The organism is Agrobacterium sp. AGB01 (genome assembly GCF_014851585.1).
GTDB lineage: Bacteria > Pseudomonadota > Alphaproteobacteria > Rhizobiales > Rhizobiaceae > Agrobacterium.
In genome coordinates, this window is the sequence record NZ_JACVAB010000010.1 from 62756 (window position 1) to 85209 (window position 22454).

Consider the following 22454-nt stretch of genomic DNA (forward strand, 5'->3'; position numbering starts at 1 on the left):
AGACGGTTTTAATCGTCGTTTTGGCCATAATTCGGATAGAATAAGAAAAGCGTGGTAAAGCCCCGGCTTCATCAGCCGGTCTGTTGCATGCAGCAATGTCACAGACATTTAAATGCAAGGTCGCTCTCCCTTTCGAGGCAAGCTATTAGATGGTTTAGCGGTTCTGTCAAGGCTGTATCGGCTGAAAACTGGTCGCGAAACGCCTGTCGTCAGGCAAAAGCTGCGGCACTTTTGCACAAGCAAATTAGACTAAAGTCATAATGCGAAAGCATCGCTCTTCCTCTCGTTAATTTTCTGTCAATCTATTCACTGGTGCATCGTGCCTTTTGAGGCAACCCGGAGGAGAGTTGGGTTCACGCGATGCGACCATTTTACATCTGTGGAGGACAGAAAATGGCAAACGCAGCAGCCGTAAGCGGCTCGTCCCGTCCAATGACGGGAGAGGAGAAGAAGGTGATTTTCGCCTCTTCCCTCGGAACAGTTTTTGAGTGGTACGACTTCTACCTTTACGGTTCGCTGGCCATCTATATCGGCGCGACCTTCTTCAGCCAGTATCCGGAAACGACGCGCAATATCTTTGCGCTTCTTGCCTTTGCCGCTGGCTTCCTCGTTCGCCCGTTCGGCGCGCTGGTGTTTGGCCGCCTCGGCGATCTGGTCGGTCGTAAATATACCTTCCTCGTCACCATCCTCATCATGGGCGTTTCCACGTTCCTCGTCGGTGTTCTGCCGGGCGCGGACACCATCGGTATCGCCGCTCCAATCATCCTGATCATCCTGCGCATGCTGCAGGGCCTGGCACTGGGCGGTGAATACGGCGGTGCTGCCACCTATGTGGCCGAACACGCTCCGAACGGACGTCGCGGTTACTTCACCTCATGGATCCAGACAACAGCGACACTTGGTCTGTTCCTGTCGCTGGTCGTCATTCTTGGCGTGCAGTTTGCCGTTGGCAAGGAAGCCTTTGCTGCCTGGGGCTGGCGCATTCCGTTCCTTCTGTCCGTCGCACTTCTGGGTGTTTCGGTCTGGATTCGTATGAAAATGAACGAATCCCCCGCCTTTAAAAAAATGAAGGACGAAGGCAAGCAGTCCAAGGCGCCGTTGACGGAAGCTTTTGGTCAGTGGAAGAACGCCAAGATTGCCATTCTGGCGCTGATCGGTGCAGTTATCGGTCAGGCTGTGGTTTGGTACACAGGCCAGTTCTACGCACTATTCTTCCTGCAGAGCATTTTGAAGGTTGATGGGCAATCGGCGAACATCATGGTCGCCTGCGCGCTGATCCTCGGCACCGGATTCTTCGTCCTGTTCGGTTGGCTGTCCGACAAGATCGGCCGCAAGCCGATCATCATGGCCGGCCTTCTGCTGGCGATGCTGACTTACTTCCCGCTGTTCAAGACCCTGACATGGGCCGGTAACCCGGCATTGGCACAGGCGCAGCAGGATGTTCGTGCAACGGTGACTGCCGCACCGGGCGACTGCAAATTCCAGTTCAACCCAACCGGCACTGCCAAATTCACCACCTCATGCGATATCGCAACGGCGTTCCTGACACGCAACTCCGTACCTTACGATGTTGTGATGACAGCTCCGGCCGGTACTGCAGCAACGGTTGCCGTCGGTGGCGCCACGATCAACAGCTATGACGCTGTTGCAGCGGGCGATCAGGCAACGGCACTGAGCAACACCTTCCAGAAGCAGGTCAACATTGCTCTTCACGATGGTGGTTACCCGCTGGTCCGTGGCCCTGCAAAGGTGGCTGATGCCAAGCTGGATGCCTTCATTGCAGCCAACCCGGAACTCAATCTCAATGCAGAAGCGGTTCGCGCTGGCGAAAAAGCCGTGGTGCCGGCCGACAAGTTGGTGGCTGACAAGCTGGCAACGACGGCAGAACTGAACGGCGCACCGGAAATGGCGGTTTACACCATTGCCGGTGGTGGTGGCTTCACCATGGTTTCCGACCCGGCCGCGGTGAACTGGACAGTCATTATCGCTGTACTGACGGTTCTGGTGATCTATGTGACCATGGTCTACGGCCCGATTGCCGCTTTGCTGGTCGAGCTGTTCCCGACCCGCATTCGTTATACCGGTATGTCGCTTCCATACCATATCGGTAACGGTTGGTTCGGGGGTCTGCTTCCAGCAACGGCTTTCGCGATGAGCGCGGCCAAGGGCGATATCTATTATGGCCTCTGGTACCCGATCATCTTTGCAGGGATCACGCTGGTCATCGGCCTGCTGTTCCTACCGGAAACCAAGGACCGCGATATCCACGCGATGGATTGATCACCTTACACGACCAAAAGAAAACCCGGCGCAAGACGCCGGGTTTTTATATCTGCCCTTATGTCAGGACACAGTCCTTGAGCGACCTTTCATTGTATTGGCAGCGATTGGCTTTGCACCTCACCGCTTTGCATCCTGAACATCTGCGCAAAAAACTGTTCATCCGACAGGCGACGAAGCACCGCCGCAATCATCGCCGTTACCACCACCGCAAACACCACGCGCCCAACAAGAATGCCGTAAACGTCAGCACCAAGCGAAATCATGATCAGCGTATCCTCGATCACACTATGCGCGAAACCCATAAAAACGCAGGACAAAAAGATCTGACGCGGAGATACCGTTCCCGACCGGGCCTCACGGATCAGCAAGCCGGCACCATAAGAAATTCCAAGGAATAGTCCGACAGCCGTCAGATGGCCTGCCTCGCCTCGGATACCGGCAAGCCGCAACACCGGCTCAAGGGCTTTCATCATCCATGCCATCACCCCCGTCACTTTCAGCAGTTCAAGTGCCCAGAACAGCGCAAAAAGGATGACGAACATCAAGACCATGGTTTCGCCAAGGCTCCAGAAATATTCGCTCCATAGCGGCGTGACGCTGAGCGGGATCCAGGCCGGATTGACCGGAGCCGACAGCCAGTCCATGGCCTGCAAAACATGATGCAGAAGAAACGCGTAGAGCAGACCGCCTGCAACACGTAGCACGGTGGTGGCAACCATGCCAGGACCAGCCTTCTGGATAATCTTCTGCTCGATAGGCAGACCGTGCGCAAACAGGATCAACGCTGAGAAGACGGTGATATCCGCGACAGTCAGCGACGAGACCGGAACAAGCGCAAAAATAAGCGGCACCGCGCCCCAGATCCCGACCAGCATTGCCGTCAGCCATGCCAGACCAAGTTCATTGGGCAGGCCAACCAGGCTCATCACAGGGGAAAAGGCCGGTGCGACCGCCTCGATCACCCCCATGCGCGATAGAAGCTCCGTCAGAATGGCGATGGGAACGGTAATCCGGACAAGCAGCCAATAAATGTCGATGGTATCGCGCGTTTTTAGCATGAAGGTTGATAGCAGTGGCTGCATCAGAGGCTCCTTTGACTGTGCCTTGATCTGCTACCGCAGGACCATTCGAATTTTTGGTCAAAGATTGCAACTTCGTGCAATTTTATTGCAAATCCATTTTTATGAGCCTTATGCTGCCAGCATGGACAAGATCGATCAGAAACTACTCAACCTCATGCAACGCGATGCATCACGGACCAATGTCGAGATGGCCGACGAGGTGGGTCTTTCGCCGTCCAGCTGCCTGCGGCGGGTGCAGCGCCTCCACAAATCGGGGATCATCGATCGCATCGTGGCGATCCTCAATCCCTCGAAAGCCGGACGTGGCATCAAGGCATGGGTGACGGTTGAGCTAAAACTGCATGGCGAACAGCATATGCGCCGGTTTCTGGATCTTGCATCTGCGGAGACCGCCGTGACACAGGCCTATGCCGTTACCGGTGAAGCGGATGTCGTGCTGATGTTGCGACTGCGCGATATGGAAGAGTTCGATGCACTCTGTGAGCGGCTGTTTCGGGATCAAACCAATGTCGCAAGGTTCTTCACTATGGTCGTCATCCGCACGGCAAAAGAAGAAACCGCCATCCGTCTCTAAAGGACGCTGGGTTACAGCGTCCGGTAACTGCGGTTGAAATAGAGCAGCGCTTCACCTTGACCGTTATGGCGAATGCATTGCACATCGCAGATCAATATATCGTGGGTGCCACCATCATGAATGTCACGCACCACGCAATCCAGCGAAACCATGGCACCGTCAAGCACCGGTGATCCAGTTTCAAGCCGTGACCAGACACCGGCTGCGAAACGTTCCGCCATCGGTGTTTTTCCGCCAAACAACGCACTGAGGGTCTGATGCTCCGACGTCAGCGTGTTGATGCAGACAACGCGGTTTTTGATAACCGAGGAATGGGCGGACGAGGCCCGGTTGATGCAGACCAACATGGTTGGAGGATTGTCTGAGACGCTGCACACCGCCGTTGCGGCAAAGCCAGCCATGCCCCCTTCCCCGTCTGTTGTCACGATATTAACCGCTGCGGCCAGATGCGACATGGCATTGCGAAATGCCAAACTGTGCTCAGCCGAAGATGGTGTTGTATCCTGCGTGGTCACGGTCAGAATTTGTGCCTGCATCGGTTCATCCTGCTTTCACAACAACAGGCCCGAAATCGTATTTCAAAGGACCTGATTTCAATTTTGAAAATCGCTGCGCCAGTACCGTCGGAAACGAGCGCAGCGACGCTGTACGATCACGCCAGCATGCATGCCTCTTCAAAAGACAGGCGCGGCAATCGGCCGAACAATTTCGAAGGATCACCGTGGCCGAGATTGATCAAGAAGTTGGATTTCCAGCTTGTCCCGGCAAAAAATGTCTCATCGACCTTTGCCTTGTCGAAACCGGACATCGGCCCCGTATCCAATCCCAGACTACGCGCCGCCAGGATGAGATAACCTGCCTGCAAGGTTCCATTGCGGAAGGCGGTTTCCTCTGCAACGGCAGGGCTCGAGGTAAACCAGGACTTTGCATCCGCATGCGGGAAGAGTTCCGGCAGTTTCTCAAAGAACTGCTCATCGATTGCGGCGATCACCGTGACCGGTGCTGCCATGGTCTTTTCCAGATTGCCCGAAGACAAGGCCGGACGCAGCTTTTCCTTAGCCTCAGCCGAGCGCACGAACACAAAGCGCGCTGGCGAGCAATTGGCCGATGTTGGCCCCATGCGTGTCAGTTCGTAAATTTTTTGCAGTTCCGCATCGGTCACCGGCTGATCGCTCCAGCCATTATGGGTCCGTGCTTCGGTAAACAGCGCAGCCAGCGCGTTGCTATCAAGTGGCAATGTCATGACGTTCCGTTTCCGTTTTGATTGCTGCTTTATCCTGCAACAGGAAAGCCAGCATATCCTTATTGAAGCGTGTCGCTTCGGTGATGTTGACCGCATGGGCACCGAAGTCGGTAAGCAAAAGCTTGGCGTTGGGCAAGCCATCGGCAAGCCTTATAGAGCGCGTGTAGGGCACAAGCAGATCATCTTTTGTCGCGGTCACCCAGGTCTCAGTGTCGATCGCACCAAGTCGGTCATCGATATCGAATGCCCGCAGTGCCGCAATGCGCCGCAACACATTGGCCTTGCCCTGAAAATGGGCGATGCCGTGCGCTTCATCTGCAGCCATTCGCTCCGCATGTTCACTCATCCACACGGCTGGATAGAGAAAGAGCGGCTGCGCTTTCACAAACGCCTCGACACCGGAATTTTCCAGAAGCGAAATACGCGCATCGAAACACCGGCCCGAATGCGGATCCGCTTTGCTCCACGCATTGATCAGCAGAAGCTTGTCAATCATGCCAGGCTGGCGCAGTGCCAGCTCAAGTCCAATAAGACCGCCCAGCGCATGCCCCATGAAATGAAACCGCGTCAGCTTCAATGCATCGGCAATCTGCAGCACATCATCAACCATGGCGGAAATACCGCCCTGTTCGGGCACCTCTCCGCCGGTGCGACCCGTACCACGATGATCATAGGTCACAACGCGGAAATGTTCGGCAAGATCATCTATCTGTGGTGCCCAATAGCTGCCTGATCCCCCCAGTCCGGAAGACAGGAGGATCGTTTCGACATGAGCGCCCTGTTGGCCGTGAACCTCGAAATACATCGGGCCTATTTCCCACCAATATGGGCAACGGTTGCAATTTCCACCAGCGCATCTGGTTTGACCAGGCCGCACTGAATGCAATAGCGGGCCGGTTTGTCACCCGGGAAATATTCGGCATAGACCGTGTTGACGGCCTGATAATTTGCCCAGTCGGTGATGAAGATATGGTTCATCGTCACATCGTCCATGGTGCCACCGGCTGTCTCAATCACCGACTTGATGGTTTCCAGCACATGGCGCGTCTGCGCGCCGGCATCGCCCACATGCACAACATCGTTGTTCTTGTCGAAAGGCAGGGTGCCGGACACATAAACAACGCCATCAGCAAGAGTGCCGGGTGAATAGGGAGCAATCGGCTTCTGGGTGCCTTCCGGGACAATAATCGATTTCGGCATTTCAATTCTCCTCTTGGAACAGGTGATGACGAAGTTTAGGCGTTTTCCGGTGCAGCCTGCGAAATGACGGCGCAGAAATCATTGACCGTCGCGACCCAGCCGAAAAACTTTTCGATGTTGTAGACCGTGGCCTGCTGAATGAAGTCAGGGCCGAGATGATGGGTGGCGTCTTCCAGCATCACCCCGAAATATTCGAGGTGGAACGCATCTCGGAGCGACGATTCAACACAAACATTGGTGGCAATGCCGACGAAAACCAGGTTGCGAATGCCCCTTGACCGCAGCACGCTGTCCATATTGGTGTTGAAGAATCCGCTGTAACGGGTCTTTGGCACAAGGATGTCGCCCGGCTGGGGTTGCAGCTCGTCGACAATGGCGTAGTCCCAGGTGCCTTTGGCCAGTAACTTGCCCTGCAGATCCGGCCGCGCCCGCATGGTTTTCAGGGCATTGGACTTGTGCCAGTTGGGAGAACCCGGGCCACCCGCCTCGACATAGTCCTTGTCCCAACCATTCTGGAAATAGATCACCTGCACCCCGGCAGCCCGCGCCGCATCCAGCGTTTTGCCAATATTGGCAATGGTGGATTTGGCACCGGAAATATCAAAACCGGCCAGATCGACATAACCGCCTTCGGTTGAATAGGCATTTTGCATGTCCACCACCACGACAGCGGTTTCCGATGGCTTGAGTGTGATCGGCTCTGGTCGCGCCGGCAGCGTTACACTTTGTGTGCGGCTTTTTGGGGCGACATATCCTGCAACGACGGGCTCACTCATTCTGCAGCCTCCAGTGCAGGCTTGATGTGCTGGCGGCATTTCATTAGCGGCTGGATTTTGGTGCCAAAATCCTCAACGCCCTTCACAAAGTCATCGAAGGTCAGCAACACTCCGCCGGTCCCCGGCACGGTTGGAACCTCATCCAGCATCCTGGCCACCGTCTCATAGGACCCGACCAGCGTGCCCATGTTGATATTCACGGCAGAGACCGGGTCGGCCATCTGCCGAATATTGGTATCGGAGCCGGATTTGGTATCGGCAGCCCCCTGCAAACCGAGCCAGGAAATGGCCTCCTGATCAGCACCGGCCTTGTAATGTTCCCACTTGGCGCGAGCGGCCTCATCAGTTTCATCGGCAATCACCATGAACAGCACAAAGGATGACACATCACGGCCAGTCTTGGCGGTCGCTTCTATCAAACGTTCAGCGGCAGGTGCAAAAGCGGTGGGAGTGTTAACGCCAACACCAAAGCAGAAATTGTAATCGGCATATTTGGCGGAAAATTCCATGCCGGCATTGGATGAACCAGCACAGATGACCTTCATGTCAGCCTGTGGACGCGGGCTGAGACGGCAATCCTCCATCTTGAAGTAGTCACCCTTGAAGTCACTCTGGCCATTTTCCCACAACTCCCGCAGCACGGTGGCGTATTCGCCGAGATAGTCATACCGTTTGGAGAAATATTCATCGCCCGGCCACATGCCCATCTGGGAATATTCCGGCCTCTGCCAACCCGTAACCAGATTGAGACCAAAACGGCCATTGGAAATGCTGTCGATGGTCGAGGCCATGCGTGCGACGATCGCCGGTGGCATGACCAGCGTTGCTGCCGTCGCAAACAGTTTGATCTTCGTTGTGACCGCAGCGAGACCGGACATCAGCGTGAAGGATTCCAGATTGTGATCCCAGAATTCCGTCTTGCCGCCAAACCCGCGCAGCTTGATCATCGACAGCACGAAATCGAGGCCGTATTTTTCGGCCTTGAGCGTAATTTCCTTGTTCAGCTCAAAAGTCGGTTTGTACTGCGGCGCATTTTCAGACAGCAGCCAGCCATTGTTACCGATAGGAATGAAAACGCCGATTTCCATGTCAACACTCTCCTGTGCCAATGCCTCAAGGGCGAGAATTCTTGACAAAAGAGAAGCAGGTTCCGTGCCAGATTATAAAATCAATATATTTCAATAATTTGGACAATTGGTATTTCAGATTTTTTATCAGAAGATAAAATTTTTATCATTTGATAAAATATTTCCGCCCAATAAATCGCCCGAGGCCATTATTTAGGCATCCATCAGAAACCAGTCCGCCGCTACTCAATAAGCGTAGAAATCCGGCGCTTAAAAGCTGGTGATGCAAGCCTCAACAACGCGCCTGCAGGACGTGCACTTGTTTGCTTCATTCGCAGCACCCAGATAGCGTCTGACATTTATTGCATGCGAGTATCAATGAACGCCACACCCCATCCGCCCATCCGTACCGAACGCCTGACATTGCGACAATTCGCCAGAGATGATCTGGCCGCCTACAGCGCCTATCACACACGCGCTGATGTCTATCGCTTCCTCTACACCGCACCACCTGCGGCAGAAGCGCTGAAAGCCCAGTTTGAAGCAGTGCTGTCAGCACCTTTTGCAAATGATGGTGACACGCTGCGTCTGGCCGTGACGCGGTCCCAGGACGGTGCTCTGATCGGTGAAGTTCTTTTGAAAATTGCCAACAAAGCTGCCTTGCAGGCGGAAGTCGGCTACATCTTCAACCCCGCCTTTGCCGGTAAGGGATATGCAACGGAGGCTGTGCGCGCGATCATTGATCTGGGATTCGACCAGCTCGGCTATCACCGCATTTTTGCCCGTCTAGACACACTCAATCATGGATCGATTGGCGTCGTTGAGCGGCTGAAGATGCGCAAGGAAGCGCACCTCATCCAGAATGACCGGTTCAACGACACCTGGGGTGATGAGTTCATCTACGCCATGCTGAAATCCGAATGGCAGACCTCAAACGCCCAAGATGCGAGGAGTAATCGATGAACCTCATCGAAGAACGGGTGACCATGGCGCGCGCCGGTACAAACCCGTTTGTTATTTCCCGCCTGACCTCCGGATGGCTGGTGATTGGCGATGTGCAGCCACTTCCCGGATATTGTCTACTGCTGGCCGACCCAGTTGTTCCCAGCCTCAACGTACTCGACGCCAGACAGCGAATGGAATTCCTTCATGACATGGCTATGGTCGGCGACGCATTACTCGCGGTGACTGGCAGCGACCGCGTCAATTACGAAATATGGGGCAATACCGAACCCGCCCTGCACGCACACATTATGCCACGCTATGCGACAGAGGCCGATGGCAAACGTCAGCGGCCGGCCTGCATGGGATACTCCTGGAGCGATTCCCCCTCATCATCCGGTGATGAATATAAAGACCTCAAGGACAAGCTTCGGGCCTATCTGGAGCAGAAATATCAGACGGTCTGAGACCCAGATAGCAAAAGGGCGGGAAATCCCGCCCTTTCAAACATCAGAATTCTTCAGTCCAAATCAGCCGAGCTTTTCAACAGCATAAGCATGCACAGCGCGGAATGCATCCGACGCTGCAGCAACTGCGCGCTCTTCTTCTTCCTCGGTCAGCGCGATCTCATCGAGCGCTGCGGTAAATGTACGCCAATGCAGTCCACGCCCCTCTGGCGCACCAGCCAGGTGACGTGCGCCGAATTCCTCGTTCAAGCCAAGTTTGGCAGCATCCTTCAAAAGGAAGGCGGCGCCGAGATTGGAACCCTCGACCACATACAGCCAACCCATGGCTTCCGGCAGATCAAATGCACCACCCTTGGCGAAACGTGGCTCAGCAGATGGCACAGGAACTTCAAGCCCAAGATCGGCTAGATCCTGCCTGATAAAGTCAAGACGGCGGCGACCCAATAGGTCCGGCAACATGCCATCCAGCTTTTCATTGTAGAAAAATGCATCCAGATCGCGGTGGAAAAGATACTGCGTCTGCACAAACTTGCCGAAATTTTCGCGGCTGGCAAAAGGTGCTGCACCGGTAATGAACTTGTCGAGGACCTCATGCGCTTCACGGGTCGCAGCCTTCATGCGCTTGGTGCGGCTTGCTTCTTTTTCCTGCCCAGCGGCAGCTGCCTGCGTGATGTCCATAAGGTGTCCCTCTCAAATAAGCGTGTTCCGCAACGCAATAAATCATGAGCCTATTACTCCATTTAGAATAAAAGGCAAACCCGCATGCGGTTGCAGAGACGTTTCTCACCCGTTTTTGGCGTTCATCCTGCATTCACATTGCAAATCGCACATTCCCGCCCGGTCACACCGCCTATGTGGCCTTGCGAGACCCGGTCGGGGGACCAAAGCTAGATTGGGTCTCGCAGAAGACAGCATGCCGTCACACCAATAAAATATAAGGGAGGACGCTTGTGACGTACGAATGGGACACGCGGAAAGCCCGCAAAAATCTTGCATTTCGAATCTGCACAAAAATGCTGGCTGCCATCGTCATCACAGCCATGCCGGTTGGCATCATGCTGTACACGATCGCGCATTGATTTTCTTTATATCGAGAAGTTTTGAAGTTCGCCTGGGAAGATTTGGTTGAGCTAAGCGAAATCGAACCGCTGACCTCTTGCATGCCATGCAGGAGGTCATGCTTACCTCCAGTTTCCCTACCTATCCTCCATCACCCAAAAACGCTTTCATTTCAACGAATCCGGGTAAACATCATTCGAGATGTTTACCCTAGTTGTCGGAATTTATCGAACCGACTCGACAGTTATCTCAGCCCATGAGCAAATAAGGCACCCTGACACAATCGCGCTGGTGGTCTCATGAGAACTGTTCTCTCCGCTGTAATGATCGTCTGTATGGCGGCTTTGCCCGCTCGATCCGAAACCATCCTTTGGAAAGACGTCGGGAATTGGACGATCCGCATGGACCCCTCCATGGGTAATGCCTGTTACGTCTCTACCAGTTACGAAGACGGTACAATTCTCCGACTGGGGTTTAACTTTTTAGGCAATACGGGCAGGCTCTATTTTTCACTTGGCAACGCGAAATGGAAATCTCTGGAGGTTGGAAAGGATTACCCGATCCGAATTCAATTCGACAAGGAATCCCCATGGGAAGCGACCGCCTCGGTGATAGAGATCGACACGATTCGCCATTTGCACATCAACACTCAGAACACAAATTTTGCCCAGGAGTTTAGCAGGAAGCTCGGGGTTAGCGCCTATTACGCAGGCAAGGAGATTACCTCATTGAGGTTGCGGGGCTCTTCTAAGGCAATAAATGAGATGCTTGCCTGTCAGGACGTAACCAGTCAACTCATCACCAAAAAGAACCAAAAACAAAAAGAAGAAGACCCCTTCGCTGGTGACCCGCAAGTCAAAGCCTCGGATGACCCTTTCGAACTCTAGTTCGACTAAGCGCTGGCGGTTTCAGCCCCCTCACGGAATTTGTAGATGACTGGCACGTGTCAATGCGCTGCCTGGGCGGTGATGATATACCAGACTGCACCGCACCCCGGTCGTTATGACTAGGGGCATAAACCCGAAATTGCTACGCCGCGCTTCCCGATTCATAGTTCGAGAGTCCACAAAATCAGTTAAGTTTGTAATGCCTGCATTTCACTGGGAAGATTTGGTGGAGCTAAGCGGGATCGAACCGCTGACCTCTTGCATGCCATGCAAGCGCTCTCCCAGCTGAGCTATAGCCCCATCAAGGGTTCCGGTTTTTCATCCGGTTCCGGGAAACCGAAGCGGTTTGTTTCCGTTCGGTGGCGGCTTATTACTTCCGCTGTTGGAAGATGGCAAGCCAAAAAATTCACCCGATGACATTTTTCTGTCATCGGGTGATTTATCAACAGGATCAGACTTCTTCGTCGTCGCCAGTCACACCGATGATGCCGGACATATCGTCATCGTCATCATCTTCGTCGGCTTCGAGGAATGTGTCGTCGTCGTCGTCCAACTCGACGTCATCGTCACCGATATCTGGAATGTCATCGCCGCTGTTGTCGCCATCAGCATCTTCCAGCGACACAAGTTCGACTTCCGTGTTTTCGGTATCGACTTCTGCCACATCCTCTTCTTCTGCCTGCTCCAGCTTGGCTGCTGCTGTGCTTTCCTCGAAGAAGGACAGCGGCCAGGACTTGCCGGTGTAAGGAGAAACGATCGGGTCACGGTTGAGGTCGTAGAACTTCTTGCCGGTATCCGGGTCTACGCGCTTGGTTCCAAGTTCCGCTTTTGCCACTGTCAAAGCCTCAATTTTTTTGAATGAGTTCGGTCTGTACGCCGTGGTTCCGGCAGTAGACGATAAAATTTCTAGCCGGTCCCCATAATCGTTGCAGTGTTTCCTGTCAAAGATAAACTTCAATTACCGCATCATCGACAAGTTTTCGGCACGAACGGGATGAATGCAAGCCTTCTTTATGATATCGCCCCCTCAACAGACAAAATGCCATCAGGATAACTGCAGCATGACCTTTACCATTGCCATCGACGGACCGGCCGCAGCAGGCAAGGGCACTCTTTCGCGCCGCATTGCAGAAACATACGGGTTCCATCATCTCGATACTGGCCTCACCTACCGTGCCACAGCAAAGGCCCTGCTCGATGCCAACCTGCCGCTGGATGATGAGGCGGTTGCCGAGAGGGTTGCCTTGAACCTGGATCTCAGCGGGCTCGACCGCTCCGTATTGTCGCGCCATGAAATTGGCGAGGCTGCATCCAAGGTTGCCGTTATGCCAGCTGTGCGCCGTGCACTGGTTGAGGCACAGCGCAAGTTTGCGACAAAGCAGCCGGGAACCGTGCTGGATGGTCGCGACATCGGCACTGTTGTCTGCCCCGCCGCACCAGTGAAGATTTATGTGACAGCCTCGGCAGAGGTCCGGGCAAAACGCCGTTACGACGAAATTTTGGCCAATGGCGCGGCAGCAGATTACGACGCCATTTTTGACGATGTGAAAAAGCGCGACGAACGCGACATGGGCCGCGCCGACAGCCCTTTGAAACCTGCTGAAGACGCGCACTTGCTTGATACGACAGAAATGAGTATAGAAGCCGCGTTTAAGGCCGCGAAAACCATTATAGACGCAGCCTTGCAAAAGAATTGACGTGACGGCGGAACCGGATCATCCGGTTTCTCATTTCACGGTAATGACCCGAAACGCGTCCCCGCGCCGAATAGCCTTCTTTGAAGGCGGATGTGATTTTCGGGTGTGATCAACACCAACACCGGCGCTCATGTGTCCTTAACGGGGCACATTCAGGAGATTTCATGTCAGTAGCAAACCCCACGCGGGAGGATTTCGCAGCCCTCCTCGAAGAATCCTTCGCTTCCAACGATCTCGCCGAAGGCTATGTTGCCAAGGGTATCGTAACGGCCATCGAAAAGGACGTTGCAATCGTTGACGTCGGCCTCAAGGTTGAAGGCCGCGTACCGCTGAAGGAATTCGGCGCCAAGTCCAAGGACGGCTCGCTCAAGGTCGGCGACGAAGTCGAAGTTTACGTTGAGCGCATCGAAAACGCTCTGGGCGAAGCAGTTCTGTCGCGCGAGAAGGCTCGCCGCGAAGAGAGCTGGGTCAAGCTCGAAGCCAAGTTCGAAGCTGGCGAACGCGTCGAAGGCGTTATCTTCAACCAGGTCAAGGGTGGTTTCACCGTCGATCTGGACGGCGCTGTTGCCTTCCTTCCACGTTCGCAGGTCGACATTCGTCCGATCCGCGACGTTACTCCACTGATGCACAACCCACAGCCGTTCGAAATCCTCAAGATGGACAAGCGCCGTGGCAACATCGTTGTATCGCGTCGTACGGTTCTCGAAGAGTCCCGCGCCGAGCAGCGTTCTGAAATCGTTCAGAACCTCGAAGAAGGCCAGGTTGTTGACGGTGTCGTCAAGAACATCACCGATTACGGTGCGTTCGTTGACCTCGGCGGCATCGACGGCCTGCTGCACGTCACCGACATGGCATGGCGCCGCGTCAACCATCCTTCGGAAATCCTCAACATTGGCCAGCAGGTCAAGGTTCAGATCATCCGTATCAACCAGGAAACCCACCGTATCTCGCTCGGCATGAAGCAGCTCGAGTCGGATCCATGGGATGGCATCTCCGCCAAGTACCCAGTTGGTAAGAAGATCTCCGGTACCGTCACCAACATCACCGACTACGGTGCATTTGTTGAGCTGGAGCCGGGCATCGAAGGCCTGATCCACATTTCCGAAATGTCCTGGACCAAGAAGAACGTACACCCCGGCAAGATCCTGTCCACAAGCCAGGAAGTTGACGTTGTCGTTCTCGAAGTTGATCCGTCCAAGCGCCGTATCTCGCTCGGTCTCAAGCAGACCCTCGAGAACCCATGGCAGGCATTTGCCTACAACCACCCAGCCGGCACTGAAGTCGAAGGCGAAGTCAAGAACAAGACCGAATTCGGCCTGTTCATCGGCCTCGAAGGCGACGTTGATGGCATGGTGCACCTGTCTGACCTCGACTGGAACCGTCCAGGCGAACAGGTTATCGAAGAATACAACAAGGGCGATGTCGTAAAGGCTGTCGTTCTGGATGTAGACGTCGAGAAGGAGCGTATTTCGCTCGGCATCAAGCAGCTCGGCAAGGACGCTGTTGGCGAAGCTGCTTCGTCCGGCGACCTGCGCAAGAACGCTGTCGTTTCGGCTGAAATCACTGCCGTTAACGAAGGTGGCATCGAAGTGAAGCTGGTCAACCACGAAGACCTGACTTCCTTCATCCGCCGTGCTGACCTTGCTCGCGACCGTGACGATCAGCGCCCTGAGCGTTTCTCGGTTGGCCAGACTGTCGACGCTCGCGTCGTCAACTTCTCGAAGAAGGACCGCAAGGTCATGCTTTCGATCAAGGCTCTGGAAATCGCAGAAGAGAAGGAAGCTGTTGCACAGTTCGGTTCGTCCGACAGCGGCGCTTCGCTCGGCGACATCCTCGGCGCAGCTCTGAAGAACCGCAGCGAGTAATCGTTACGGCTTTCGTCAGAAAGCGTTAGAAACAAAGAACCCGCCGAACCATTCGGCGGGTTTTTTATTGGCTATCGCATAACAGTATCATGTCGAAGGTGGCCGATGCTTCAGGCCAATCCGCCCATACGTAAATAATAGGCTTCAGCACTCTCGCTATCGCTGGCTACAGTGCCATGATCATCAACTGTCTCATCGGTATTCTGCTCAGCCTCGGTTTGTTCATCCGGGGATTGCCCCTCATCGCCTTGCGCGTGAGCATCTTGCTGCCCTTCCTCACCGTCATCACTGGAAGACGGCCACCGACCGCGATGCGGAGACGAAGAATCCGGCTCATCCTTGGCCTGCGGATTGGCCACAAAGGGCATACCCAGACCTTCCTTGCTCAGACTAGCAAGAGCTGATTGCAGAAATGGTTGTTCAAGTGCGGCTTTGGCATCTGCCAAGCCCAGACCCTGCGGCACGCCGTCAGCACCATGACGTGCGGCAGGCAGTGGCGTTTCAGGATCCGATGAGGAAGCGGCAAATGCCGCCGCATTGGCCGCAACACCCGGTTTGCCGGTGTCCTGCTGTGTGCTTTCCAGCATCTGCGAAATAGCGGCGAGATAGGTAGAAGACCCTTCCGCCCGCTGCGGCAACTTCTGCCCCGCAAGCGATGTCAGCAACAGGTTTTCCAAATCCGTTTTGGTCAGTGTGCCCTTCGGATCCACGCGCCCGCCCGCTTCAGCATTTTTGGCGGTTTCAGCCGCGCGGCCATCAACATGCGCTCGCGGCAGAGCGCGTTCGTCACGGGAAACCAATGGCTCGGACGACGATTTCTCTCTCTTTGTTGCCGCAGCTTCATTGATGTTGCGGGTTGCCACCTTTGCAGGATTATCGTCCGCGACATCTTCTTGCTGCGAGGCCGGTCCAGCTGCATTGATCACGGCCGGTTTGGCACCAGTTGATGACGCTGCAGTATCCTGTTTCGTTGGTGCAGCAGAAGTACTCGCAGACGCAGCTGCGGCAACACCGTGGCGTCCTCCCGTCTTTGCGTCATCAACGGTATCATCAAGTGGAACAACTACGGCCGACAACGACGCTTTTTGCGCCTGCTCTGCCGCCTTTGCGCCGGCAGCCTCAGCCTGTGTCGGCGGCCCTTGCATGGTGGCAGGACGAGGCTGTTGTGATTGACCTGCAGCCTGATCTTTGACCGGCAATGCTGCAATAAGATCATTGCCGGTATTCTGGCGATAAGACGATACGACGGCCTTGGCCGCCATATCACCCTTATATCGGGTCATTTCCAAGAGAACAGCAAGCCGCGCAGCATCCGGACCTGCCGGATTTTTTAAAACCTCGGCAATGATCTTCAAGGTCAGTCCCTGCAAGACCTTGGCAAGTTGCTGGTTCAGCACTTCACGCTCGCTGGAAGACAGACCGCGAATGGCCTGGACAAGGCGATTGGCGTAATCATCAACACTCTCGGCGTCCTTGCGCGGAATATTGAGCATACGTCCCAGCGCCTCAGCCAGCACTGTCACACTTTGCGATAACTGCAACTGACCGGACAGCGCCAAAACGCTGGCGCGGCCAAGATTGGTATTTTCCTGTGGGGCAACATTGCTGGAAGCCCCGCTATTGGGCGTCATTGTGCTGGCCGCACCGCCCTGCTGCTGGCTGGTGTAGCTGTTAAACGAGATATCCGTATTCGCAACTGCACGGACAGGCGTAAGCATGACGCGCTCCATTCAGGTTGAGAGACTACCCGCAACAAATGACCTTGCGTCTGTGCTTGCTGAATGAGCGTATCGATGGTTACGTTCCATCGAAACAAAGCCGCACGGACGGTAAAATTCATGACCGCTCATGCGGGTGTCCCGGCCAGCGTCGCCCTTTTCAGATGAAAAAATCGAACCGTTTCCAACCATGGGACACGCCTGCGAATTCACAGCAGGCGCTTTGTGAATATAAAGAATCACTGATGTAAGGATGCGTTGAAAAACTTAATAATTCGCTAACCATAAACCGCTGGCTGTAGCTTTAGAGCTGCCACTCTTAAGGCGAGACGCCGACAAACATTCGGTAAAGGCCGTTATCGTCGGAATTGACAGACGAAATGCTGGCCTTTGGCGGCTCCACGCTGTCAGCCATAGTCGGCTGCTGCGGCAACAGCGCATCGAGCCAACTGGCCTTGGGGTAAAGGCGAACCCGCGCCTTGGGGCGCATGTCTTCCATTTCATCAAGCGGGGTGATCGAATATTCGTCAACCGAAAACGGGGCAGCGGCCATTGACGGTGCCACGACATCCATCATGTTGCCGGTGGTCGGGCTGTTATCAGCTTGAAGCATATCCAGAATGTCAGGCATTACAGAACTCACATCATGTTTCGTTCATGGCATCTGCGAATGGCCCAATCACGCTGCATTGCGCTTGAGCAATTCGTATAATCCGTTGTCATCCACGCTGACCCAGAAAGGCGCGTCGCTTTTTCCATCCTGCACGGCATCGAGAGCGTCAGCATAATCAGCCGCCTGCTCATCCAGACCCGTCTTTTCAGCATCATTATTGTCAGACGAGCCCGATGACTCCTCTTCCGCAGAGTCCGCCTCATTGTCATTATCAGCAGTGGTTGTTTTCTCGACCGACAGTCCGGCCGACAAAAGCTGGATCATCTGGGCGGCAGCGGCAGCCTCAGTATTGCCTGTGTCGTCGCCGTCCTTACCGTTCTTCGCCTGTTCCAGGCCCTCACGAACGGCCTCATGCATGTCGATAACATCATCCAGCTTTTGCGCGTGCTGGCGCTGCTCGATATCGGCTTCACGCTCAAGCTGCACTTCGGTGTCATTCACCTCGGTCGGTTCGCGTTTGGTCTTTTCCTGTTGCAACTCTTCAAGCGACTTGGGATCGGCAACATCTTCCAGACGCTGGATCACCTTGCGCATTTCAAGCGTCATACCCTGGTCGAGCTTGCTCTGCTTGTCCAGTATGCCCTTTATCTTCTGCGCGGCCTCGCCATAGGGACTGGCAACAGCGGAAATCAATTCGTTGATGGAAACACCCATGGCTTTCAGGCCGGTTGTTTCCTCAAACTGTCTGGTGTTTTCGGGCAGGCCTGCCCGCATTGCCGTCAGATAACCTGTCAGCTGCTCATTAAATGCGTCGGGATCATCAGTGGAAAGATTGCCCTGTATTGCCAGTCGCGCAATCAACTGCGTCGCCGCATCCGGCTTCAGCCCTTTTTCCTGGGCGGTACCATCCATCACGGAAATGATCGTCGAGACATCAACGTTCAGCGAAGAGGCGCTGACCACGGTTGCCTCACCGGAAGAATTTGACTTTGGTACCATCTCCATGAAGGAGACGGCTTCCTGCAACCGTCGTGCAAAGTAAAAACCGCTTTCGTCCACGCCCTGCGTAATGCCAAGCGCAGACGAAACCCGGCCAATCAACGCGGCCATCTGGTTGCCTTCCTGCTTCAGATTACCGAAGAAATAGGCATTGATCTTTTGATTGGCAGCAGCAGTGACCGGATCATGCGTGATCTTCTGTTCAGCCGCATCATCCTTCTTCAGGCCCTTGAGCTCGTTTTCACGCTCCTGACGCCGCTCTTCTGCTTCCTCAAGCATTGAACGCATCAAATCGGATGCAATGATCCCGGAACCTGTCTGTAATGCTGGCAGCATGCGAATATCCCGACTGCATCCCTGTAGAGAACACAGCCGAAGATAGGCACCAATCGTAAAGCAAGATTTAAAAGCCGGGCCCCAAAACTACCCCGCTTAAAGCAACGTAGAGCTTATCAGATGCGTTAGTACGCAGTGACTTCACGCTCCGGTACAGCCCTTAGCTATGGGCAAAAATATCAGTCTCTTCCCAGCCAAGAAGGTCAAGCTTCGCCCGAGTTGGCAGGAACGCGAAACAGGCGGTTGCATGGTCCTCCCGCCCGTCACGCACCAGTCGCTCGTTCAACTTGTCACGCAAGGCATGCAGGTAAAGAACGTCGGAAGCTGCGTATTCAAGCTGTGCCTGCGACAGCTTGGCTGCCGCCCAGTCGGAAGACTGCTGCGCCTTGGAAATATCAACCTCCAGCATTTCCTTTAGATTGTCTTTCAGGCCATGCCGATCGGTGTAGGTGCGGGTCAGGCGTGACGCAATCTTGGTGCAGAATACTGGGGCAGAGGTGACCCCGAAGGTGTGGAACAGCACGGCAATATCAAAACGGCCATAATGAAAGATCTTCTGACGCGCCGGATCGGCCAGCATCGCCACAAGGTTCGGCGCTTCGGTCTGCCCTGCCGCAATGCGAATAACATCCGCCGAACCGTCACCGGGTGAAAGTTGTACCACACATAGTCGGTCACGGCGCGGAACCAGACCGAGCGTTTCCGTATCGATGGCGATTGCCCCGGTATAACGCGCCGCATCCTCTGCACTGATATCACCCTCGTGACAGCGGATTGTCGTCGCCATTTTCTGCTCCAGACCTGATCTTTTCATCGTTCCGGCTATAGCGGAAACAGCGATGCGACGATACCGCTTTTATATATTTTCACCATTGCCAACACTCATCACCTAGCCTGGGCTTGCCTTCGTGCTTCATCGCACGATAGGTTGGCTCTCTTCCCTCAATTGCGACGAAAAACTCCATGACAAAAAAGCTTTATCTTGCCGGACCGGAGGTATTTCTCTCCAATGCGCGCGAAATGCTGGACAGAAAAGCGGCACTGGCCCGTGAGGCCGGTTTCATACCGCTCTCACCGGGTGATCTCGCCATTCCGCCTGCAGCAACCAAGACTGAGCATGGCTGCAACATCAACGCCATCGACGAGCAGATGATGCTTGAAGCCGACGGTGTGATTGCCAACCTCACTCCGTTTCGCGGTATCGCAGCCGATACCGGCACGACCTACGAACTGGGTTTCATGTGCGCACTGGGCAAGCATGTTTTCGCTTACACCAATGTCGCGGACAATCATTTCACCCGCATCATGAACCATTATCACGGCATCGCCGCACAGGACGACGAAGGCCGTTATCGCGGCGCGGACGGACTGTCGATCGAGAACTTTGACATGGCTGACAACCTGATGCTGCACGGTGGCATTTTGCGCCGTGGCGGATCACTGATTGTCGGTGATGCAAAACCGGACGAAATCTACACCGACCTCACCGCATTCAAACAATGCCTGAAGGTCGCCGCTGAAAAACTTCTGTAATAACAGAACCGGATAACGGGACTTTTGTTGGAAACGGCAAAAGTCCGGCAATGGAGACAACGGCATGAACGGAACAATCCTCATTACCGGCGCAACGGCTGGTTTCGGCCGCGCAACGGCAAAGCTTTTCATCGCCAATGGCTGGAAAGTCATCGGCACCGGCCGTCGCGCAGAACGCCTTGAGGCCCTGAAACAGGAACTGGGCGACAATTTTTACGGATCGGTTTTCGACATTACCGACGAAGCCGCCATGCGTACCGCACTTGAGGCGCTTCCCGAAGCTTTCCGCGACATTGATATCCTGGTCAACAATGCTGGCCTGGCACTTGGCACGGGAACCGCGCCGCAGGTTCCGCTAAAAGACTGGCACACCATGATCGACACCAACGTTACCGGTCTGGTGAACATCACGCATAGCATTCTGCCAACCTTGATTGAGCGCCGCGGCATTATCATCAATCTGGCATCGGTTGCGGCAAACTGGCCTTACACAGGCGGTAATGTCTACGGCGCAACGAAAGCCTTCTTGCGACAGTTTTCGCTTGGCCTGCGGTCCGACATGCATGGCAAAGGTGTGCGCGTTACGTCGATTGAACCGGGCATGTGCGAAACAGAGTTCACGCTGGTCCGGACCGGTGGCAACCAGGATGCGTCTGACAACCTCTATAAGGGCGTCAATCCGCTGACGGCCGATGATATTGCCAACACCATTCACTGGATTGCCACCCAGCCAAAGCACATCAACATCAACAGCATCGAGATCATGCCGGTCAACCAGTCCTTTGCAGGATTCCAGATTTATCGGGAAACCCAGTAAGACAAGGCTTTTTCGCCTGCAGTGATCAAAAACGATGCAGCAAATATCGACCTATGCAAAAATGCATTGCTGCGTTGCGAGACTTGCGCTGTTCATCGGCGGAGATTGGTTTATATATCTAGACATCGAAGCGACGCACTCCTCCTCCCAGCGTCGCTAGATGTGGATCGGCGATACTCCTCCTCCCAATTGCCGATCAAGTTTAAAGCCTGCCGCACCTCCTCCCGCGGCAGGCTTTTTCCGTTTCAGAGTCCTGAAAACAAAAATTCCACGCGCCATACCTTACGCCGACAACGGGACGATCAAGTCTGGTCGTAAGGGAAAATATTGATTGAATGAATGCGGCAAATACCATGGCATTCCCGCCTGCCCATTTTGGTTTGGGCGTACCCTAACAGCTTGAGACGGGCACACCTTGGCGGCGGCCCGAACAGCAGCGCCTAAAAGGCAACGCGAAGCTATTGAGCGACGTCGAGCGAATAACGATCGATACGGCCTTGAAGCGCAGTCACGACAGCAGACAGGAACTCACGGCGGCGGGGTTCTTCGGCTGTCTCCAGAGTCACGTTCAACCGGTCACAGATTTTGCTCATAAACCCCACATGGTCGAAACGGTCAGCTTTGATGTTGACCTCAACCTCGTCCATGTAATGGGCCAGATGCGGCTCGAACTCCAGGTTCACATCCATCTGGTAGTGGGTGGCCATCTGTTCGGCAAGCGTCCCCATCTGTACGTAGGGTCCAAATTCGTGTCTCATCAAGTCTCCTCTTGTCTGTCTGGCGACTTAGATAGGTGTTGCTTGTAACAGGTGCGAGATCAACTGCTCGATGAACATGAGACAGGAGCCGTAATCACAGCTTTGTGATCACGTGCCCTGTGGTGGCAAGGAAGCCGGATTTCTCCGCCAACCCGCAAACCAATTTAGTGTTTTGAAAATGGTTTTATTTCGTTGGTGTCCACGAGAGGATTCGAACCTCCGACCCCAGGATTCATACCACTTCGGCTTTAGCCGCCGTCCTCAGACGTTCGTGGTCTGGACTGTCCCTTCACCATGGACCTTTACGGCCTTTAGGTGCTGCCCATCCAGTCTCTACACCTTCACCGGATTTCTCCGGAGCTTGGCTCGGGATTGGCATGCTGGAAGCCCAGCGAAGCGTTCCCCGAATTTGAGCAGATCGATTGTGCGGTTTCCCGGCACAACCCCCAATTTTAACTTAGGAATCCTGTGCTCTATCCTGCTGAGCTACGTGGACACTCAACGCCAGCTTCTTAACCCGCCAAAATGATTGGATCAA

General features: G+C 54.5%; 24 protein-coding genes and 1 tRNA gene. 10 read left to right on the forward strand and 15 right to left on the reverse strand.

Annotated elements, in window-relative coordinates:
- Window positions 1-393: 393 nt before the first annotated feature.
- A complete protein-coding gene (locus IB237_RS25045; RefSeq protein WP_192491468.1) occupies window positions 394-2280 on the forward strand; it encodes an MFS transporter in 1887 nt (628 codons plus the stop codon).
- Between the two features lie 89 nt (window positions 2281-2369).
- Here IB237_RS25045 and IB237_RS25050 read toward each other — a convergent pair whose 3' ends face one another.
- Entirely contained in the window at window positions 2370-3365 is a 996-nt protein-coding gene (locus IB237_RS25050; RefSeq protein WP_246788301.1) for a nucleoside recognition domain-containing protein, read from the reverse strand.
- Between the two features lie 121 nt (window positions 3366-3486).
- Here IB237_RS25050 and IB237_RS25055 point away from each other — a divergent pair, with 121 nt between their 5' ends.
- A complete protein-coding gene (locus IB237_RS25055) occupies window positions 3487-3939 on the forward strand; it encodes an Lrp/AsnC family transcriptional regulator (protein ID WP_192491469.1) in 453 nt (150 codons plus the stop codon).
- Between the two features lie 11 nt (window positions 3940-3950).
- On the opposite strand, the gene IB237_RS25060 is transcribed toward IB237_RS25055, so the two are convergent.
- From IB237_RS25060 to rutA, 6 genes are all read right to left on the reverse strand, one after another.
- Window positions 3951-4475 carry a flavin reductase gene (locus IB237_RS25060; protein ID WP_192491470.1) on the reverse strand — a complete coding sequence of 175 codons (525 nt, stop codon included), beginning with the start codon at window positions 4473-4475 and terminating at the stop codon, window positions 3951-3953.
- Window positions 4476-4591: 116 nt separating this feature from the next.
- On the reverse strand, window positions 4592-5182 hold the full coding sequence (locus IB237_RS25065) for a malonic semialdehyde reductase (RefSeq protein WP_192491471.1): 591 nt from the start codon (window positions 5180-5182) through the stop codon (window positions 4592-4594).
- Complete coding sequence (rutD, locus tag IB237_RS25070) at window positions 5166-5987, reverse strand: pyrimidine utilization protein D (protein WP_192491472.1); 822 nt, start codon at window positions 5985-5987, stop codon at window positions 5166-5168. Before rutD ends, IB237_RS25065 begins: the two co-directional genes overlap by 17 nt.
- A 5-nt stretch (window positions 5988-5992) precedes the next feature.
- Window positions 5993-6382, reverse strand: a complete 390-nt coding sequence (gene rutC / locus IB237_RS25075) for a pyrimidine utilization protein C (protein WP_192491473.1) — start codon at window positions 6380-6382, stop codon at window positions 5993-5995.
- A 35-nt stretch (window positions 6383-6417) separates the two neighbouring features.
- On the reverse strand, window positions 6418-7158 hold the full coding sequence (gene rutB, locus IB237_RS25080) for a pyrimidine utilization protein B (RefSeq protein ID WP_192491474.1): 741 nt from the start codon (window positions 7156-7158) through the stop codon (window positions 6418-6420).
- A complete protein-coding gene (rutA, locus tag IB237_RS25085) occupies window positions 7155-8246 on the reverse strand; it encodes a pyrimidine utilization protein A (protein WP_192491475.1) in 1092 nt (363 codons plus the stop codon). The genes rutB and rutA overlap by 4 nt, the downstream gene beginning before the upstream one ends.
- 357 nt (window positions 8247-8603) lie before the next feature.
- On the opposite strand from rutA, the gene IB237_RS25090 reads away from it, so the two are divergent.
- Together IB237_RS25090 and IB237_RS25095 are read left to right on the forward strand one after the other, a co-directional pair.
- Window positions 8604-9188: a GNAT family N-acetyltransferase gene (locus IB237_RS25090; protein WP_192491476.1), complete on the forward strand. Its 585-nt coding sequence runs from the start codon at window positions 8604-8606 to the stop codon at window positions 9186-9188.
- Window positions 9185-9634, forward strand: a complete 450-nt coding sequence (locus IB237_RS25095; RefSeq protein WP_192491477.1) for an HIT family protein — start codon at window positions 9185-9187, stop codon at window positions 9632-9634. Before IB237_RS25090 ends, IB237_RS25095 begins: the two co-directional genes overlap by 4 nt.
- 63 nt (window positions 9635-9697) lie before the next feature.
- Here the strand turns inward: IB237_RS25095 and IB237_RS25100 are convergent, their stop codons facing one another.
- Window positions 9698-10312, reverse strand: a complete 615-nt coding sequence (locus tag IB237_RS25100; RefSeq protein WP_192491478.1) for a biliverdin-producing heme oxygenase — start codon at window positions 10310-10312, stop codon at window positions 9698-9700.
- A 272-nt stretch (window positions 10313-10584) separates the two neighbouring features.
- Here IB237_RS25100 and IB237_RS26470 point away from each other — a divergent pair, with 272 nt between their 5' ends.
- Both IB237_RS26470 and IB237_RS25105 read left to right on the forward strand, forming a co-directional pair.
- Window positions 10585-10713, forward strand: a complete 129-nt coding sequence (locus IB237_RS26470) for a hypothetical protein (protein ID WP_256435733.1) — start codon at window positions 10585-10587, stop codon at window positions 10711-10713.
- 279 nt (window positions 10714-10992) lie between these two features.
- The gene (locus IB237_RS25105) at window positions 10993-11580 is read left to right on the forward strand and encodes a hypothetical protein (RefSeq protein WP_192491479.1); all 588 of its coding nucleotides are present in this window, start codon (window positions 10993-10995) and stop codon (window positions 11578-11580) included.
- Window positions 11581-11804: 224 nt separating this feature from the next.
- On the opposite strand, the gene IB237_RS25110 is transcribed toward IB237_RS25105, so the two are convergent.
- A tRNA-Ala gene (locus IB237_RS25110) sits at window positions 11805-11880 on the reverse strand.
- 151 nt (window positions 11881-12031) lie between these two features.
- The gene (locus tag IB237_RS25115) at window positions 12032-12415 is read right to left on the reverse strand and encodes a TIGR02300 family protein (protein ID WP_192491480.1); all 384 of its coding nucleotides are present in this window, start codon (window positions 12413-12415) and stop codon (window positions 12032-12034) included.
- A gap of 226 nt (window positions 12416-12641) precedes the next feature.
- Between IB237_RS25115 and cmk the strand changes: the two genes are divergently transcribed.
- Entirely contained in the window at window positions 12642-13277 is a 636-nt protein-coding gene (gene cmk / locus IB237_RS25120; protein WP_192491481.1) for a (d)CMP kinase, read from the forward strand.
- Window positions 13278-13441: 164 nt separating this feature from the next.
- Window positions 13442-15142 (forward strand): 30S ribosomal protein S1, encoded by a 1701-nt coding sequence (rpsA, locus tag IB237_RS25125; RefSeq protein ID WP_192491482.1) that lies wholly within the window; start codon window positions 13442-13444, stop codon window positions 15140-15142.
- Between the two features lie 110 nt (window positions 15143-15252).
- Here the strand turns inward: rpsA and IB237_RS25130 are convergent, their stop codons facing one another.
- The 4 genes from IB237_RS25130 to IB237_RS25145 form a co-directional block, all read right to left on the reverse strand.
- Window positions 15253-16860: a hypothetical protein gene (locus IB237_RS25130; protein ID WP_192491483.1), complete on the reverse strand. Its 1608-nt coding sequence runs from the start codon at window positions 16858-16860 to the stop codon at window positions 15253-15255.
- A 319-nt stretch (window positions 16861-17179) separates the two neighbouring features.
- A complete protein-coding gene (locus tag IB237_RS25135; protein WP_192491574.1) occupies window positions 17180-17491 on the reverse strand; it encodes a hypothetical protein in 312 nt (103 codons plus the stop codon).
- Between the two features lie 48 nt (window positions 17492-17539).
- On the reverse strand, window positions 17540-18808 hold the full coding sequence (locus IB237_RS25140) for a hypothetical protein (protein WP_192491484.1): 1269 nt from the start codon (window positions 18806-18808) through the stop codon (window positions 17540-17542).
- A gap of 160 nt (window positions 18809-18968) precedes the next feature.
- Window positions 18969-19595 carry a ribonuclease D gene (locus IB237_RS25145; protein WP_192491485.1) on the reverse strand — a complete coding sequence of 209 codons (627 nt, stop codon included), beginning with the start codon at window positions 19593-19595 and terminating at the stop codon, window positions 18969-18971.
- Window positions 19596-19771: 176 nt separating this feature from the next.
- Between IB237_RS25145 and IB237_RS25150 the strand changes: the two genes are divergently transcribed.
- Together IB237_RS25150 and IB237_RS25155 are read left to right on the forward strand one after the other, a co-directional pair.
- On the forward strand, window positions 19772-20341 hold the full coding sequence (locus IB237_RS25150; RefSeq protein ID WP_192491486.1) for a nucleoside 2-deoxyribosyltransferase: 570 nt from the start codon (window positions 19772-19774) through the stop codon (window positions 20339-20341).
- 64 nt (window positions 20342-20405) lie between these two features.
- A complete protein-coding gene (locus IB237_RS25155) occupies window positions 20406-21158 on the forward strand; it encodes an SDR family oxidoreductase (protein ID WP_192491487.1) in 753 nt (250 codons plus the stop codon).
- Between the two features lie 458 nt (window positions 21159-21616).
- Here IB237_RS25155 and IB237_RS25160 read toward each other — a convergent pair whose 3' ends face one another.
- Window positions 21617-21916 carry a hypothetical protein gene (locus IB237_RS25160; protein WP_192491488.1) on the reverse strand — a complete coding sequence of 100 codons (300 nt, stop codon included), beginning with the start codon at window positions 21914-21916 and terminating at the stop codon, window positions 21617-21619.
- Window positions 21917-22454 lie beyond the last annotated feature (538 nt).

Bases quoted from the DNA above. Each gene is read 5' to 3' on its own strand.
- IB237_RS25045 (WP_192491468.1), top strand. From the start codon at position 394: ATGGCAAACGCAGCAGCCGTAAGCGGCTCGTCCCGTCCAATGACGGGA.
- IB237_RS25050 (WP_246788301.1), bottom strand. From the start codon at position 3,365: ATGCAGCCACTGCTATCAACCTTCATGCTAAAAACGCGCGATACCATC.
- IB237_RS25055 (WP_192491469.1), top strand. From the start codon at position 3,487: ATGGACAAGATCGATCAGAAACTACTCAACCTCATGCAACGCGATGCA.
- IB237_RS25060 (WP_192491470.1), bottom strand. From the start codon at position 4,475: ATGCAGGCACAAATTCTGACCGTGACCACGCAGGATACAACACCATCT.
- IB237_RS25065 (WP_192491471.1), bottom strand. From the start codon at position 5,182: ATGACATTGCCACTTGATAGCAACGCGCTGGCTGCGCTGTTTACCGAA.
- rutD (WP_192491472.1), bottom strand. From the start codon at position 5,987: ATGTATTTCGAGGTTCACGGCCAACAGGGCGCTCATGTCGAAACGATC.
- rutC (WP_192491473.1), bottom strand. From the start codon at position 6,382: ATGCCGAAATCGATTATTGTCCCGGAAGGCACCCAGAAGCCGATTGCT.
- rutB (WP_192491474.1), bottom strand. From the start codon at position 7,158: ATGAGTGAGCCCGTCGTTGCAGGATATGTCGCCCCAAAAAGCCGCACA.
- rutA (WP_192491475.1), bottom strand. From the start codon at position 8,246: ATGGAAATCGGCGTTTTCATTCCTATCGGTAACAATGGCTGGCTGCTG.
- IB237_RS25090 (WP_192491476.1), top strand. From the start codon at position 8,604: ATGAACGCCACACCCCATCCGCCCATCCGTACCGAACGCCTGACATTG.
- IB237_RS25095 (WP_192491477.1), top strand. From the start codon at position 9,185: ATGAACCTCATCGAAGAACGGGTGACCATGGCGCGCGCCGGTACAAAC.
- IB237_RS25100 (WP_192491478.1), bottom strand. From the start codon at position 10,312: ATGGACATCACGCAGGCAGCTGCCGCTGGGCAGGAAAAAGAAGCAAGC.
- IB237_RS25105 (WP_192491479.1), top strand. From the start codon at position 10,993: ATGAGAACTGTTCTCTCCGCTGTAATGATCGTCTGTATGGCGGCTTTG.
- cmk (WP_192491481.1), top strand. From the start codon at position 12,642: ATGACCTTTACCATTGCCATCGACGGACCGGCCGCAGCAGGCAAGGGC.
- rpsA (WP_192491482.1), top strand. From the start codon at position 13,442: ATGTCAGTAGCAAACCCCACGCGGGAGGATTTCGCAGCCCTCCTCGAA.
- IB237_RS25130 (WP_192491483.1), bottom strand. From the start codon at position 16,860: ATGCTTACGCCTGTCCGTGCAGTTGCGAATACGGATATCTCGTTTAAC.
- IB237_RS25135 (WP_192491574.1), bottom strand. From the start codon at position 17,491: ATGCCTGACATTCTGGATATGCTTCAAGCTGATAACAGCCCGACCACC.
- IB237_RS25140 (WP_192491484.1), bottom strand. From the start codon at position 18,808: ATGCTGCCAGCATTACAGACAGGTTCCGGGATCATTGCATCCGATTTG.
- IB237_RS25145 (WP_192491485.1), bottom strand. From the start codon at position 19,595: ATGGCGACGACAATCCGCTGTCACGAGGGTGATATCAGTGCAGAGGAT.
- IB237_RS25150 (WP_192491486.1), top strand. From the start codon at position 19,772: ATGACAAAAAAGCTTTATCTTGCCGGACCGGAGGTATTTCTCTCCAAT.
- IB237_RS25155 (WP_192491487.1), top strand. From the start codon at position 20,406: ATGAACGGAACAATCCTCATTACCGGCGCAACGGCTGGTTTCGGCCGC.
- IB237_RS25160 (WP_192491488.1), bottom strand. From the start codon at position 21,916: ATGAGACACGAATTTGGACCCTACGTACAGATGGGGACGCTTGCCGAA.